This window comes from Rhodococcus wratislaviensis (assembly GCF_900455735.1).
Taxonomy (GTDB): Bacteria; Actinomycetota; Actinomycetes; order Mycobacteriales; family Mycobacteriaceae; genus Rhodococcus_F; species Rhodococcus_F wratislaviensis.
This window is the reverse complement of the sequence record NZ_UAUI01000007.1, coordinates 171,471-186,096: the sequence shown is the minus strand read 5'-3', so window position 1 is coordinate 186,096 and position 14,626 is coordinate 171,471. Positions and strand designations below refer to the sequence as shown.

Annotated in this window: 13 protein-coding genes; 9 read left to right on the top strand and 4 right to left on the bottom strand. The window is 67.9% G+C overall.

What is annotated here, in order from left to right; translation table 11 throughout:
* Positions 1 to 97 precede the first annotated feature (97 nt).
* Positions 98 to 1,198, bottom strand: a complete 1,101-nt coding sequence (gene gcvT / locus DTA22_RS11830; protein WP_112299524.1) for a glycine cleavage system aminomethyltransferase GcvT — start codon at positions 1,196 to 1,198, stop codon at positions 98 to 100.
* A 121-nt stretch (positions 1,199 to 1,319) separates the two neighbouring features.
* Between gcvT and DTA22_RS11825 the strand changes: the two genes are divergently transcribed.
* Entirely contained in the window at positions 1,320 to 2,837 is a 1,518-nt protein-coding gene (locus tag DTA22_RS11825) for a leucyl aminopeptidase (RefSeq protein WP_112299523.1), read from the top strand.
* Between the two features lie 68 nt (positions 2,838 to 2,905).
* Here the strand turns inward: DTA22_RS11825 and DTA22_RS11820 are convergent, their stop codons facing one another.
* Positions 2,906 to 3,244 (bottom strand): hypothetical protein, encoded by a 339-nt coding sequence (locus DTA22_RS11820; RefSeq protein WP_005247738.1) that lies wholly within the window; start codon positions 3,242 to 3,244, stop codon positions 2,906 to 2,908.
* Between the two features lie 328 nt (positions 3,245 to 3,572).
* Between DTA22_RS11820 and sucB the strand changes: the two genes are divergently transcribed.
* The 5 genes from sucB (at position 3,573) to DTA22_RS11795 (ending at position 9,014) form a co-directional block, all read left to right on the top strand.
* Entirely contained in the window at positions 3,573 to 5,312 is a 1,740-nt protein-coding gene (gene sucB / locus DTA22_RS11815) for a 2-oxoglutarate dehydrogenase, E2 component, dihydrolipoamide succinyltransferase (RefSeq protein WP_112299522.1), read from the top strand.
* A gap of 91 nt (positions 5,313 to 5,403) precedes the next feature.
* Positions 5,404 to 6,294, top strand: a complete 891-nt coding sequence (locus DTA22_RS11810; RefSeq protein WP_112299521.1) for a TIGR01777 family oxidoreductase — start codon at positions 5,404 to 5,406, stop codon at positions 6,292 to 6,294.
* A gap of 48 nt (positions 6,295 to 6,342) precedes the next feature.
* Positions 6,343 to 7,119, top strand: coding sequence for a lipoyl(octanoyl) transferase LipB (gene lipB, locus DTA22_RS11805; RefSeq protein ID WP_037226581.1), 777 nt, complete (start codon positions 6,343 to 6,345; stop codon positions 7,117 to 7,119).
* Positions 7,120 to 7,171: 52 nt separating this feature from the next.
* Positions 7,172 to 8,182 (top strand): lipoyl synthase, encoded by a 1,011-nt coding sequence (lipA, locus tag DTA22_RS11800; RefSeq protein ID WP_037226580.1) that lies wholly within the window; start codon positions 7,172 to 7,174, stop codon positions 8,180 to 8,182.
* A 73-nt stretch (positions 8,183 to 8,255) separates the two neighbouring features.
* Positions 8,256 to 9,014, top strand: a complete 759-nt coding sequence (locus tag DTA22_RS11795; protein WP_037226684.1) for a DUF4191 domain-containing protein — start codon at positions 8,256 to 8,258, stop codon at positions 9,012 to 9,014.
* Positions 9,015 to 9,078: 64 nt separating this feature from the next.
* Here the strand turns inward: DTA22_RS11795 and DTA22_RS11790 are convergent, their stop codons facing one another.
* On the bottom strand, positions 9,079 to 9,555 hold the full coding sequence (locus tag DTA22_RS11790; protein ID WP_037226578.1) for an RDD family protein: 477 nt from the start codon (positions 9,553 to 9,555) through the stop codon (positions 9,079 to 9,081).
* A gap of 211 nt (positions 9,556 to 9,766) precedes the next feature.
* Here DTA22_RS11790 and glnA point away from each other — a divergent pair, with 211 nt between their 5' ends.
* Positions 9,767 to 11,203 carry a type I glutamate--ammonia ligase gene (glnA, locus tag DTA22_RS11785; RefSeq protein ID WP_005247755.1) on the top strand — a complete coding sequence of 479 codons (1,437 nt, stop codon included), beginning with the start codon at positions 9,767 to 9,769 and terminating at the stop codon, positions 11,201 to 11,203.
* A gap of 177 nt (positions 11,204 to 11,380) precedes the next feature.
* Here glnA and DTA22_RS11780 read toward each other — a convergent pair whose 3' ends face one another.
* Complete coding sequence (locus DTA22_RS11780) at positions 11,381 to 12,067, bottom strand: DNA alkylation repair protein (protein ID WP_112299520.1); 687 nt, start codon at positions 12,065 to 12,067, stop codon at positions 11,381 to 11,383.
* A gap of 231 nt (positions 12,068 to 12,298) precedes the next feature.
* Between DTA22_RS11780 and DTA22_RS11775 the strand changes: the two genes are divergently transcribed.
* Positions 12,299 to 13,552 carry a multidrug effflux MFS transporter gene (locus DTA22_RS11775; RefSeq protein WP_037226574.1) on the top strand — a complete coding sequence of 418 codons (1,254 nt, stop codon included), beginning with the start codon at positions 12,299 to 12,301 and terminating at the stop codon, positions 13,550 to 13,552.
* A 6-nt stretch (positions 13,553 to 13,558) separates the two neighbouring features.
* The gene (locus DTA22_RS11770) at positions 13,559 to 14,539 is read left to right on the top strand and encodes an antibiotic biosynthesis monooxygenase (RefSeq protein WP_037226572.1); all 981 of its coding nucleotides are present in this window, start codon (positions 13,559 to 13,561) and stop codon (positions 14,537 to 14,539) included.
* The last annotated feature ends 87 nt before the right edge of the window (positions 14,540 to 14,626 follow it).

Below are 14,626 nucleotides of genomic sequence, written 5' to 3'. Positions count from 1 at the left end.
GCGGGACGCGAACGAACTCGGTGACACCTGTCATGCCCGTGATCTTATCGAACGCCGTCCGCCGCCCCACGGCCGACAGGTCGTCCGCGACATGCGCTTACTTGGTGTTGATCTCCACGAACGGCGGAGACACCACCTCGGCCCGCAGCGAGCGCCCCCGGACGTCCACGGAGATCTCGTCTCCGGCCGACACGCCGGCTCCGGAGTCGAGCAGCGCCAATGCGATCCCGACCTTGAGCGTGGGCGAGAACGTGCCCGACGTGGTCTCACCGATCGACTCGCCGTCGCGCAGCACGGTCTGACCGGCGCGGAGAACCCCGCGATCCAGCGCCTTGATGCCCCACAACTTGCGCGCCGGGCCGGACTCCTTCTCGCCGGTGAGCGTCTCCTTGCCCCAGAACTTCGGCTTCTTCCACCCGATCGCCCAGCCGCATCGCGCCTCGAGCGGGGAGATCTCCAGCGACAGTTCGTGCCCGTGCAACGGGTATCCCATCTCGGTGCGCAGCGTGTCCCGGGCCCCGAGACCGGCGACCTGGCCGCCGTGGGCGCGGACCTGCTCGACCGCGGCCCGGAACAGCTTCTCGCTGTCCTCCCAGCGCGGCAGCAGTTCGAACCCGACCTCGCCGGTGTACCCGCTGCGGCACACGCGGACGGGAACCCCGTCCCAGGTGGCGTCCGCGAAGGCCATGTACTCGATGTCGGTGGGCAAGCCGAGGGCGGTGAGCACGTCCGCCGACTTCGGGCCCTGCACGGCGATCACACCGAAGTCCCGGTGCTGGTTCTCCACCGTGACGCCCTCGGGCGCCGTGGCGGCCAGTGCCGCGACCACGTCCGCGGTGTTGGCCGCGTTGGGGACGAGGAACACCTCGTCGGGGCCGACGTAGTAGGCGATCAGATCGTCGATGACTCCGCCCGACGGCGTGCAGCACAGCGTGTACTGCGCCTTGCCGGGACCGATCTTGTCGAGATCGTTGGTCAGCGCCGAGTTGACGAACGCGGCGGCGCCGCTGCCCCGCACGAGGGCCTTGCCGAGGTGGCTGACGTCGAACACCCCCACCGACTCGCGGACCGCGGTGTGTTCGGCGACGACACCGGCGTACGAGACGGGCATCTCCCAGCCACCGAAGGGAGCGAACGTGGCCCCGAGTTCGACGTGAACGGCGTGGACGGGGCCTTGCGACAACTGCTCCTCGGTCATGGGCCTCAACTTATCCGACCCCCGGGCGCACCGGGTAGGCGACGGCGGACGAGCACTACCATCGGGACGGACGTCGACCATCCGACACCACCCGATCCCGAACCGCTGCAGGAGAGACACCGTGAGCACTCACACAGCCCGACCCCTCGGACCACAACTCGCCCTGGCCGGCACCGTCGGCAAGCGGGTGGACGTGCTGGTGATCGGGCTGACGTCGACCTCGGACGGCCCCGAAATCGCGCTCGGCGACGGCATCGTCGACGAATCGGTGCTGACCGATCTGCTCGACACGCTCGTCGCAGTGGGGGCCTCCGGCAAGGCCGAGGAGACGACCCGCATCCCCGCACCCGACACCCTTCCGGTCGACAGCGTGCTCGCCGTCGGACTCGGTTCGGCCGAGAAGCTCGACGCCGAGCAGATCCGCAAGTCCGCGGGCGCCGCGGCGCGTTCGCTCAGCGGCGTCGGCACCGTCGCGACCACCCTGTCCGTACTCGATCTCGGTGCGGCAGCCGAAGGTTTCGCCCTCGGCGCGTACCGCTTCACCGAGTTCAAGTCCGCGAAATCCGCTCCCGGCCCCGACGCGCAGCCCGTCTCCCGGGTGGAGCTGCTGGTGTCGTCCCCCCGCGCCAAGGAGTCAAAGGACACCCTCGCGCACTCCACGGCGATCGCCGAAGCCGTCGCTACCGCGCGCGAATTCGTCAACACTCCCCCGAGCCACCTCTTTCCCGCCGAATTCGCCGACCGCGCAAAGACTCTCGGCACCGACGCCGGACTGAAGGTCGAGGTCCTCGACGAGAAGGCGCTCGAAAAGAACGGGTACGGCGGCATCCTCGGGGTGGGCAAGGGCTCGTCCCGGCTGCCGAGACTGGTCCGGCTGACCTATTCCGCCAAGAAGCGGAACGCCCCCAAGGTCGCGCTCGTCGGCAAGGGCATCACGTTCGACACCGGCGGCATCTCCATCAAGCCCGCCGCAGGCATGGAGAACATGACATCCGACATGGGCGGCGCCGCAGCCGTTGTCGCGACCGTGGTCCTCGCCGCCAAACTCGGTCTGCCCGTCGACGTCACCGCCACCGTCCCGATGGCCGAGAACATGCCGTCGTCCACCGCGCAGCGTCCCGGCGACGTCCTCACCCAGTACGGCGGAACCACGGTGGAGGTCATCAACACCGACGCGGAGGGACGTCTCGTCCTCGCCGACGCCATCGTCCGCGCGTGCGAGGACGACCCCGACTACCTCATCGACACCGCAACACTCACCGGCGCGCAGATGGTGGCACTGGGCAACCGGACGCCCGGCGTCATGGGCACCGACGAGTTCCGCGACCGCGTCGCCGCCATCTCCCAGGAGATCGGCGAGAACGCGTGGGCCATGCCGATGCCCGCCGAACTGCGCTCGGACCTCGATTCGAAGGTCGCCGACCTCGCCAACGTCACCAACCACCGCTGGGGCGGCATGCTCGCGGCGGCCCTGTACCTGAAGGAGTTCGTCGCCGACGGCGTCCAGTGGGCGCACATCGACGTCGCCGGTCCGGCCTACAACTCGTCGGGACCGTGGGGATACACCGGCCGCGGCGGCACCGGCGTGCCCGTGCGCACCATGATCTCGGTGATCGAGGACATCGCCGCCAACGGGTAGGCGCTCCGCACCCGTGCGCCTTTCCGGTAGCTGGAACAACCAGAAAGGCGCACGGGCGGCGACGCCGCCTACAGGTCGCGCTCGCGTTCGCGCTTCCGCTCGATGCGACGCCGCGCGTCGTGGTCCCGCATCCGCTGCGGGTAGCCGGTCTTGCGGACGTCGTACACGGGGATGCGGAGATCCTCGCCGAGTTTGCGGGCGCCGCGTTCACCGCCCACCCGGCGCCGGGTCCACTCCCCGTCCGCCGCAACGAGCACGACAGTGACTTCCGTCACTGTCGTCTGAGGTTCCACGTAAGCCTCCACACCGAGGTGCGTGCGAGTCCAGTTCGCGAGATACGCGGCATCCTCCGGGGAGGCCTGCGATCGGCCGGACCGAGGCCGCGAGAATCGGTCGAACAACCCCACGTCGAGCCTCCTCGAGTGCGTGCGCCGGACGATGCCGGCGACTGTCCTCCAAGTTTGCCAGCGAACGTCCGGTTTCCGCCGCACACGAAAACTACTGGCCGGTAGCGATTACGTCGCGACACACCGGAGTCCCCGACGGGTGCCCCTCGGCGGACACGCCCGTCGGATCAATGGAAAGATGTGGAGCGCCGACACAGCGAGTGGGTGACGACGAATCGGAATTACCTGCAAGTAGACGCAAGACACGTGCATCTCGAGCACAATGGTTCACGACCACAAGTCGACAAAATTCAACAACCCGAACACAACTGTCGAGGAGTCAAAAGACATGGCCTTCTCCGTCCAGATGCCAGCGCTTGGTGAGAGTGTCACCGAGGGAACTGTCACGCGGTGGCTCAAGCAGGAAGGAGACACGGTCGAAGTTGACGAACCCTTGCTCGAAGTCTCCACGGACAAGGTGGACACGGAAATCCCGTCTCCCGTGGCCGGCGTTCTCAGCAAGATCGTTGCTCAGGAAGACGACACCGTGGAAATCGGTGGCGAGCTTGCCGTGATCGGCGACGCCGGTGAGGCTCCCGCCTCCGACTCCGCTCCCGCACCCGCCGCCGAAGAGCCCGCCGCAGAGCCGGCTCCCGCCGCGGAGGCACCGGCCGCCGAGCCTGCGCCCGCAGCGTCCGGCAACGGTTCCGCCGAGGGCACCGCCGTGAAGATGCCCGAACTGGGCGAATCCGTCACCGAGGGCACCGTCACCCGCTGGCTCAAGGCCGTCGGCGACGAGGTCGCCGTGGACGAGCCGCTCGTCGAGGTATCCACCGACAAGGTCGACACGGAGATCCCGTCCCCCGTCGCCGGTACGCTCCTCGAGATCAGCGCCGAGGAAGACGACACCGTCTCCGTCGGCGGTCAGCTCGCCGTCATCGGTTCGGGTGCGCCCGCCGCCAAGCCGGCCGCGGAACCGAAGCCCGAGCCGACCCCGGAGCCCGCGAAGCCCGCTCCGGCCCCGGAGCCGGCGAAGCCCGAGCCCGCCAAGAGCGCCCCGGCCCCGGCCGCCGCACCGGCAGCGTCCGCGCCTGCTCCCGCAGCCGCCGCACCCGCTCCCGCGGCCACGTCCGGAGACAGCACCCCGTACGTCACCCCGCTGGTGCGCAAGCTCGCCGCGGACAACAAGGTCGATCTGTCCTCGGTGACGGGCACCGGAGTCGGTGGCCGCATCCGTAAGCAGGACGTCCTCGCTGCCGCCGAGGCCAAGAAGGCCCCGGCCGCCGCGGCCGCGCCTGCTGCCGCACCGGCCGCCGCAGCTGCTCCCGCAGCCGCATCCGCCGGGGTCCGCCCGGAACTGTTGCACCTGCGCGGAACCACGCAGAAGGCCAACCGGATTCGTCAGATCACCGCCACGAAGACGCGGGAGTCGCTGCAGACCACGGCGCAGCTGACCCAGACCTTCGAGGTCGACGTCACCAAGATCGCGGCCCTGCGTGCGCAGGCCAAGAACACCTTCCTCGAGCGCGAGGGCGTCAAGCTCACGTTCCTCCCGTTCTTCGCGAAGGCCGTCGTCGAGGCGCTGAAGTCGCACCCGAACATCAACGCCAGCTACGACGAGGCGAACAAGCAGATCACCTACTACGACGCCGAGCACCTGGGCATCGCGGTCGACACCGACCAGGGCCTGCTGTCCCCCGTGATCCACAACGCCGGCGACCTGTCGCTGGCCGGACTGGCCCGCGCCATCGCGGACATCGCCAAGCGCGCCCGCTCCGGTGGGCTCAAGCCGGACGAGCTGTCCGGTGGCACGTTCACGATCACGAACATCGGTAGCCAGGGCGCCCTGTTCGACACCCCGATCCTCGTGCCCCCGCAGGCCGCGATGCTCGGAACCGGCGCGATCGTCAAGCGTCCCGTGGTCGTGACCGACGAGTCCGGCAGTGAAAGCATCGGCGTCCGCTCGATGTGCTACCTGCCGCTCACCTACGACCACCGCCTCGTCGACGGTGCCGACGCCGGCCGCTTCTTGACCACGATCAAGCAGCGTCTGGAGCAGGGAGCGTTCGAGGCCGACCTCGGCCTCTGATCGTCACCGGACTTCGAGCCGAACGTAGTTTCGCAGGGGCACCATTTCCAGCAGGGATGGTGCCCCTGCGCTGTGAAGGAGGCTGTTGCACATGCGAGTGGTCATCGCCGGTTCCTCCGGGCTGATTGGCACCGCTCTCGTCTCGTCTCTCCGCGGCGACGGTCACGACGTCGTTCGCCTCGTCCGCCGGTCGTCCGCGGGCCCCGACGAGTCACGCTGGGATCCGCAGAAGGACCGGATCGACACGGGGATCCTCGCGGACGCCGATGCAGTCGTGAATCTCTGCGGCGTCGGGGTCGGCGACAAACGCTGGACCGGTGCGTACAAGCAACTGATCCGGGACAGCCGCATCGCCGCCACCGACGTCCTCGCCGAGGGTGTCGCCGAGGCCGGGGTGCCCGTGTTCGTGAATGCGAGTGCAGTCGGCTACTACGGCGACACCGGCGACCGGGTCGTCGACGAGACCTCGCCCTCCGGGACGGGTTTCCTCGCGGACACCTGCCGCGACTGGGAGGCCGCGACGGCCCCCGCCGACACCTCGAAGGTCCGGACGGTTCTCCTGCGGAGCGGCATCGTCCTCTCCCCCCACGGCGGCCTGCTCGGCAGGCTGAAGACGCTGTACTCGTTCGGGCTCGGCGGCAGGCTCGGCAACGGACGCCAGTACCTGTCGTGGATCTCGTTGGAGGACGAGGTCGATGCGATCAAGTTCGTCCTCACTCGCGACGACGTCGCCGGTCCCGTGAACGTCACCGGCCCGGCGCCCGTCACCAACGCCCAGTTCAACGGCGCGGTCGCGCGGACGCTGCACCGCCCCGCGCCGTGGATCGTTCCCGGGTTCGCGCTCAGCGCGCTGGTCGGAGAGTTCGCGCAGGAAGGCATTCTGGCCGGACAGCGCGCGATACCCATGGTGCTCGAGAATGCGGGATTCCGGTTCCGGCACAACACCATCGGGGAAGCGCTCGACGCCGCCCTCGTGCGGTGAACCCAGGTCGTGGCGGTGCGGCCGCCGCCCCGGCGTAACCTCTAGCGCATGAGCAGCGCGACACAATCCGCCCGTTTCAGCCCCTCCCCGATTTCCGTCGAACACCTCGGCACGATCGGGTACGTCGACGCCTGGGATCGACAGCGCGAGCTGGCGGCCGAACGCGCCGAGAACGTGGGTACCGACACGCTGCTCCTGCTCGAACACCCGGCCGTCTACACCGCGGGCCGCCGGACCGAACCCGAGGACCGTCCGACCGACGGCACTCCCGTCATCGACGTCGACCGCGGCGGGAAGATCACCTGGCACGGTCCGGGACAGCTGGTGGGCTACCCGATCGTCAAGCTGGCCGAACCGGTCGACGTCGTGCGGTACGTGCGCCGGCTCGAGCAGGCACTGATCACCGTGTGCACCGACCTCGGCATCGACTGCGGCAGGGTCGACGGCCGCTCCGGTGTGTGGCTGCCTGCGTCCCTCGACAACGGGCAGTGGCTGCCCGAGCGCAAAGTGGCGGCCATCGGGGTGCGGGTCCAGCGGGGTGTCGCACTGCACGGCTTCTCGCTCAACTGCAATTCCGTTCTCACGGGGTTCGACGCGATCATCCCGTGCGGTATCCGCGACGCCGGGGTCACGTCGCTGTCGCGGGAGCTGGGCCGCGACGTCACGGTCGAGGAGGTCACACCCGCCGTCACGGCCGCCGTCGTCGCCGCGCTCGACGGCGAACTTCCGGTAACCGAACACGACATCGAGCGGGTCACGTTCGACTCCGCCGCCGCCGAGACGACGTCCTCCGCGCCCACCTTCACTACTGTTCAGTACGGTTGACCCCCGCTCCCCGGCCCGCCGGGTGCGACGGGCCGGGCGTACCATCGTCTCCGTGACTGTGGCCCCAGAAGGACGCAAATTGCTCCGCCTCGAGATCCGAAATGCGGAGACTCCGATCGAACGCAAACCGAACTGGATCAAGACGAGAGCGAAGATGGGCCCGGAATACTCCGAGCTCAAAAGCCTCGTCAAACGCGAGGGTTTGCACACCGTCTGCGAAGAAGCCGGCTGCCCCAACATCTACGAATGCTGGGAAGACCGCGAGGCAACCTTCCTCATCGGCGGTGAACAATGCACCCGCCGCTGCGACTTCTGCCAGATCGACACCGGCAAACCCGACGACCTCGACCGCGACGAACCCCGCCGCGTCGCCGAATCCGTCCAGGCGATGGGACTGCGCTACTCCACCATCACCGGCGTCGCCCGCGACGACCTCCCCGACGGCGGCGCCTGGCTCTACGCCGAAACCGTCCGCCTGATCCACCAACTCAACCCCGGCACCGGCGTCGAACTGCTCATCCCCGATTTCAACGCCAAACCCGACCAACTCGCCGAGGTGTTCTCCACCCGCCCCGAGGTGCTCGCCCACAACGTCGAAACCGTCCCCCGCATCTTCAAGCGGATCCGGCCCGCGTTCCGCTACCAGCGCAGCCTCGACGTGATCACCGCCGCCCGCGAGGACAACCTCGTCACCAAGTCCAACCTCATCCTCGGCATGGGCGAAACCCCCGACGAGGTCACCCAGGCGTTGCACGACCTGCACGACGCCGGCTGCGACATCATCACCATCACCCAGTACCTGCGCCCCTCCCCCCGCCACCACCCCGTCGAACGGTGGGTCAAGCCCGAGGAGTTCGTCGCACACTCCAAGACCGCCGAGGAGATCGGGTTCGCCGGCGTCATGGCCGGACCCCTCGTCCGCTCCTCCTACCGCGCCGGCCGCCTCTACGCGCAGGCGATGGCCCACCACGGCCGCGAATTGCCTGCAGGACAGGCACATCTCACCGAAAGCGGAGATGCGTCGCAGGAAGCAAGTTCCCTCATGGCGCGGCTCGCGCGCTGACCTCCACGCGTGGGCGGTGGTCGACACCGGACGGGTCATCACCGCGCACGGCCAGGGACGTATCCTGAAGAGCATGGCGAACGGCAGTAAATCCGGTAAAGCGGGCAAACCCAGTAAAGAAGCAAAGGCAGCCGCCAAGGCAGCCCGCAGGCAGGCGTCGAAGGAACGCAGAACTCAGCTCTGGCAGGCGTTCCAGATGCAGCGCAAGGAAGACAAGCTGCTGTTGCCGCTCATGCTCGGCACGCTCATCGGACTCGCGGTGGTGTTCTTCCTCGTCGGTCTGATCTGGGGCCTCCAGTGGTTCCTCCTTCCGATCGGTCTCCTCCTCGGCGTGCTCGGAGCGTTCATCATCTTCGGCCGGCGCGTGCAGAAGACGGTGTACGGCAAGGCCGAGGGCCAGGCTGGCGCGGCCGCCTGGGCGCTCGACAACATGCAGGGCTCCTGGCGGGTGACCAGCGCGATCGCGGGCACCACGCAGCTCGACGCCGTTCACCGCGTGATCGGACGACCCGGCGTCATCCTCGTCGCCGAGGGATCGCCGCAACGCGTGAAGTCGCTCCTGGCCCAGGAGAAGAAGAAGACGGCGCGCCTCGTCGGCGACACCCCGATCTACGACATCGTCATCGGCAACGACGAGGGCCAGGTCCCGCTGTCCCAGCTGCAGAAGCATCTGAACAAGCTGCCGAAGAACATCGACACCAAGCGGATGGACGCCATCGAGTCTCGGCTCGCCGCGCTCAGCAGCCGCGGTGGCGGCGCCGCACTGCCCAAGGGTCCGATGCCCGGCGGCGCGAAGATGCGTGGCGTGCAGCGCACCATCCGTCGTCGCTAGAAGCCTGTCGCCCCCTACTCCGCCCGATGTCGAACCGACATCGGGCGGAAGACGTTCTGCGGGGTCAGCGCGTGCGGATCAGGGCGGTGCCGGTGGCCCGGTCCTGCATGCCGCGACCGTCGATGTCCGTGATGGTCCCGGGCACGACGAACACGAGCAGCGCCTGACGCACCAGAGCCCGGACGAAGCCGACCCGGGCGGGCCCGTCCACCCGCGCCACCTGCATGCCCAGGAACAGCTGCCCCGGCGTGAAGGAGAACAGCGACACCGTGGCGACACCGACGACGAACCAGACGAGCAGAGTGAAGGTCGAGAACGGACCCTCGAAGAAGTTGTCGCCGATGATCAGTGCCGCGACACCCGCCGACGACACCCAGTCGATCATCAGAGCGGCGAGGCGGCGTCCTGTGCTCGCGAGTGAACCGGGACCTTCCGCCTGCAAGCCGAGGCGCTCGCCCCGGAAGGACTGCGTCGTCTCGTCCGCGCCGTTCGGCAGTGCAGCCGAGGGTCCGGAAAGCCAAGAACCGGTGATACGTGCCATGCTGTCCAGGATAGGCGTCGCCTCTCGGAGGACCTCACACCGGAGCTTTGGGCTGTGTGCGCAGTCACAGCCGGTGCAAAAGCCCAGGAAGATTCGACGCGTAACACGGGCGAAACAAAGGGTTGACCAGCGGGCAACACCAAGTCCTTACCGTCTGGCTCGACGAATTCGCCAATATCCACTTGGCTGAAGCGACTTAAGGAGCACAAGCGTGGCGTTCACCACGGCCGAAGAGGTCATCAAGTTCATCAAGGACGAGAACGTCGAATATGTCGACATCCGGTTCAGCGACCTGCCGGGCGTGCAGCAGCACTTCTCGATCCCGGCGTCCGCGTTCAACCAGGACGTCTTCGAGGACGGCCTCGCGTTCGACGGTTCGTCCGTCCGCGGCTTCCAGTCGATCCACGAGTCGGACATGATGCTCCTCCCCGACGTCGCCACCGCCCAGATCGACCCGTTCCGCGCGGCCAAGACCCTGAACATCAACTTCTTCGTGCACGACCCGTTCACGCGTGAGTCCTACAGCCGCGACCCACGTAACGTCGCGCGCAAGGCCGAGGAATACCTGAAGTCGACCGGCATCGCCGACACCGCCTTCTTCGGCGCCGAGGCCGAGTTCTACATCTTCGACTCGGTCCGCTACGACTCCGGCATCAACGGCGCGTTCTACGAGCTCGACTCCATCTCGGGTTCCTGGAACACCGGCAACGACGTGAACGCCGACGGCAGCCCCAACCTGGGCTACAAGGTCCGCCCCAAGGGTGGATACTTCCCCGTCGCTCCGTACGACCACTACGTCGACCTGCGCGACGAGATCTCCACCAACCTGCAGAACGCGGGCTTCGAGCTCGAGCGCGGCCACCACGAGGTCGGCACCGGCGGCCAGCAGGAGATCAACTACAAGTTCAACACGCTGCTCGCGGCCGCAGACGACCTGCAGCTGTTCAAGTACATCGTGAAGAACACCGCCTGGCAGCACGGCAAGTCGGCCACCTTCATGCCGAAGCCGCTGTTCGGCGACAACGGCTCGGGCATGCACGTCCACCAGTCGCTGTGGAAGGACGGCAAGCCGCTGTTCCACGACGAGGCCGGCTACGCAGGCCTGTCCGACATGGCGCGTCACTACATCGGCGGCATCCTGCACCACGCACCGTCGCTGCTGGCGTTCACCAACCCGACGATCAACTCGTACCACCGTCTGGTGCCGGGCTACGAAGCCCCCATCAACCTCGTGTACAGCCAGCGCAACCGCTCGGCGGCCGTGCGTATCCCGATCACCGGCAACAACCCGAAGGCCAAGCGCCTCGAGTTCCGCGCCCCCGACTCCTCGGGTAACCCCTACCTGAACTTCGCGGCGCAGATGATGGCCGGCCTGGACGGCATCAAGAACAAGATCGAGCCGCAGGCTCCCGTCGACAAGGACCTCTACGAGCTCCCGCCGGAGGAGGCCCGCAACATCCCGCAGGCACCCACCAGCCTGTCGGCCGTCATCGATCGCCTCGAGGCCGATCACGACTACCTCACCGAGGGTGGCGTGTTCACGTCCGACCTGATCGAGACGTGGATCTCGCTCAAGCGTGAGCAGGAAATCGCTCCGGTCAACCTGCGTCCGCACCCCTACGAGTTCCAGCTGTACTACGACGTGTAAGTCGTCCGCAGCCGCTGACCTGCGTCGGGGCGTTCGGTAGAGCGCCCCGGTCCGCAGTCGGCACGCAGTAGCGTCAGTCGAGCCCATCCGCGTTGCGATCACCACACCGATCGCGACGCGGGTGGGCTCTTCCGCGTCCGGCCACCGAGGGCGGCCGAGGTCGTCGGACCGAACCCTCTATGTGTCGCCCTGCCGGCGCACCATCTCGGTGATCCACGCGGGCGCGAACGGAGACGTGCAGCCCGGGGACGTCGGGTAGCCCTTCAGCACCTCCAGGCGCTCACCGATATCGAGTGCGCGGGTGCGGTGCTCGGCGTGCTCGATGCCGATCTGGGCCAGGCAGTGGTTCATCGCCCACTGCAGGCGATCCGGGGCATCTTTCATTTCCGCCTCGATGACGTCGAGCAGTCCCGCGAGGTCGAGGCCCTGCGGCTTCTTCGCCACGCGGTCGGTGGTCAGCGCCCAGCCGGCACTCGCGACCACGGGATCCGGATCGGCGAACCAGGCCAGGCGCAGCTCCTCGGAGTGTGGGTTCTTCTTCACCACGTAGTTCACGAGCCAGTCGTGCACCTTGGGTGCGCGCGCCTCGCGCACCATGGCGTCCAACTCGTCACGCTCGAATGCCTTCGGGCGGCAGATCAGGATCGCCAGCAGTCGCGCCGCGGTGTCGCCCGTCTCCCACAGCTGGCGCGCGAGTTCCTGCTGCGTCTTCAGCCGCTTCGCGAGCGCGCGCAGCTTGCCGAGGTTCACACCGTGATCGTCACCGTGCTTCTCGTTCACCTCGCGTGCCCTCGGGTCCTCGAGCTCGGCCAGCTCGGCCATCACCTCGGCCACCGTCGTCTCGGTCAGCGCCGTCTCGGCCACCTGAGCCTCCTGTTCGTCACATGGGAGATTCAGCCTACGACGGAAGCCGGACGCCGTCGTTTCGTGTGTCCCTCCCCTGCCGCGCGGTCCGGAACCGGCCCGAGCGCCGCGGGTCGCGTCGTATGATCCAGGGAACCGACCGCACGGACCGTTGCGGAACGTGCGGTCGAAGCCTGTCGGGATACTTGCTCCGTTCTCCAGCCCCTCGGGTCGAGAAGCAGGTGGTGCGGGATGTCAGTGCCCACGACGCCGTCCGGCGTGCCGGTTCCGCGCCGTGTGGTGGTCATTCTGCTGCTGGTGATTCCGCTCAGCCAGATCCCGCTCGACATCTACACCCCGGCGTTGCCGCAGATGGTGCTCGACCTGGACGCGTCCGCGGCCGTGGTGCAGAACACGGTGACGGCCTACATGCTGGGGATGAGTCTGGCGTTCATTCCGGTCGGCCTGATCGCGGATGCGGTGGGGCGCAAACGAACTCTGCTGACCTGCCTGGCGATCCTCGTCGTCACCAGCGTGGGATGCGCACTCGTGCAGAACATCACACTCCTGCTCGGTCTGAGGTTCGTGCAGGGTATCGGCGGGTGCGCGTGCCTCGTCCTCGCCTACGCGATCGCCGCCGACTGCTATCGCGGTGCGCGGCTCACGTCCGTCTCCGGTCTCCTCGGGGCCGCGTGGGGGCTGGCGCCCGTTCTCGCACCCGCCGTCGGTGGGGTACTCGTGCAGTTCATCTCGTGGCGTCTGGTGTTCGGGCTGATCGCGCTTCTCGCGGCGCTCGCCGTTCCCCTCGTCGTCGCGGGACTGCCGGAGACCCTTCCGCCGGAACTGCGGGCACCGGTCGACGTGGGCGCCGCGGCGCGGGTGCTGGGTGCGGCCCTGCGTCACCGCATCTTCGTGGGGTTCGTGCTCGTGTTCGGGCTGATGGCGTCCGCTCAGATGGTGTTCGGTGTCGTCGCGCCCTTCCTCTACCAGCAGATTCTGGGGTTCTCCCCTGCCGCCTACGGTGCGGTGGCGCTGGTCGTGGGCGGCGCCAACCTCCTCGGCGAACTCGCCTGCAGCGCGCTGGCTGTTCGGGTCGGCACACGCCGGCTCGCGTTCGGCGCGTGGTGGGTGTTCGTGTCGGGCGCACTCGTGCTCACCGTCACGGCCGGGCTGTCCGTCGTCACCGCACCGGCCATCACGATCGGCGCCTGCCTCGCGCTCGCGGGATGCGGGGTGCTCTGCCCGCAGATGTACGGGCTGGCCCTCGGACTGTTCACCCGCAACCTCGGACTGATCGGGGGCGTCGTCACGGCGGCCTGCTATCTCGTCGTCAGTGCGGCGATGGCCGTCGCCGGAGTGTTGCCGGAGAACAGCCAGGCACCGTTGGGCTGGCTGTACCTGACCCTGGGCGCGGGAGCCGGGGTCCTGCTGCTGCTCACCACGTCGACCCGGCGGTCCCAGGGTTCCTCCGCCACCGCGCCCGCATCACGACCAGAACGGAGGTGACCTCACGTGCCGCACTCACACCCGCGCAGCCCTGCCGCGTCCCCGGTGTCGGTGATCTTCCAACGCCGGATCGACGACGCGAGTTACGCCGACTACGCACGGTGGCAGAAGCGCGCGGCGGAAGCCCTCGCGACGGTTCCGGGTTTCATCGATCAGGACATCGTGCCGCCGTCGCCGCCCGTGCAGGACGACTGGGTGGACGTGCTGCGGTTCGCCACCATCGAGGACGCCCGCGCATGGCTGGACAGCGACCTCCGGACGGAACTCGTGGCGGAGATCAAGCACGCCTTCATCGGCAACGAGGACGTCCACCTGCTCACCGGCGAGCAGACCCGGGAGCAGTCGGCGACGTCGGTGGTCATCTCCTGTCACGTCGATCCCGAGGACGAGTCGGCGTTCATGGACTGGCAGCGCAAGATCTCCGCCGCCGAGGCAGGGTTCCGGGGTTTCCGTGGGCACAAGGTCGAGAGGCCGGTGCAGGGGATCACCGAGGACTGGACGATCGTGCTGAGCTTCGACACGGAGGACAATCTCGCGTCGTGGATGGATTCACCCGAGCGGGCCGCCCTCCTGAGGGAAGGCGAGAAGTTCAACAAGAATCTCCGAATCCGCAAAGCGAGCTACGGTTTCGACTTCTGGTTCCGCGGCGCGGGCGGCGACGAGCCGCCCCCGGTGCCCGTCGCCCGAAGCAATCTCCTGGCGCTGCTGGTGCTGTATCCGCTGGTGGTGATCTGGGGCCATTTCGTCAGTGCACCGTTCATCGAGGCGCACGGGGTTCCGATCGCCGTGGCCCTGTTTCTCGCGAACCTGGTCACCACCCAGATCCTCGGCTGGTGGGCGGTTCCGGCGGCGTTCAAGGTGTTCGGGTGGTGGATGGACCCGGCGATCTCCCCCCGCCGGCGGAATCTCGGTTACGCCGTGATGATCGCGCTGTTCGGGATTTCGATCGCCGTGTGCACCCTGCTGTTCATGATCCCGACCACGTAACAGACTTTCCGATTCACCTGCGCGATGTTCGGGTACATAGCACTGTGAAGGACCGAGGTCTGTTTTCACATCTGGAGAAAGGTGTTC

Excerpts from the sequence above, each read along its gene's own strand:
- gcvT (WP_112299524.1), bottom strand. The coding sequence starts at position 1,198 with ATGACCGAGGAGCAGTTGTCGCAAGGCCCCGTCCACGCCGTTCACGTC.
- sucB (WP_112299522.1), top strand. The coding sequence starts at position 3,573 with ATGGCCTTCTCCGTCCAGATGCCAGCGCTTGGTGAGAGTGTCACCGAG.
- DTA22_RS11810 (WP_112299521.1), top strand. The coding sequence starts at position 5,404 with ATGCGAGTGGTCATCGCCGGTTCCTCCGGGCTGATTGGCACCGCTCTC.
- lipB (WP_037226581.1), top strand. The coding sequence starts at position 6,343 with ATGAGCAGCGCGACACAATCCGCCCGTTTCAGCCCCTCCCCGATTTCC.
- DTA22_RS11795 (WP_037226684.1), top strand. The coding sequence starts at position 8,256 with ATGGCGAACGGCAGTAAATCCGGTAAAGCGGGCAAACCCAGTAAAGAA.
- DTA22_RS11790 (WP_037226578.1), bottom strand. The coding sequence starts at position 9,555 with ATGGCACGTATCACCGGTTCTTGGCTTTCCGGACCCTCGGCTGCACTG.
- DTA22_RS11775 (WP_037226574.1), top strand. The coding sequence starts at position 12,299 with ATGTCAGTGCCCACGACGCCGTCCGGCGTGCCGGTTCCGCGCCGTGTG.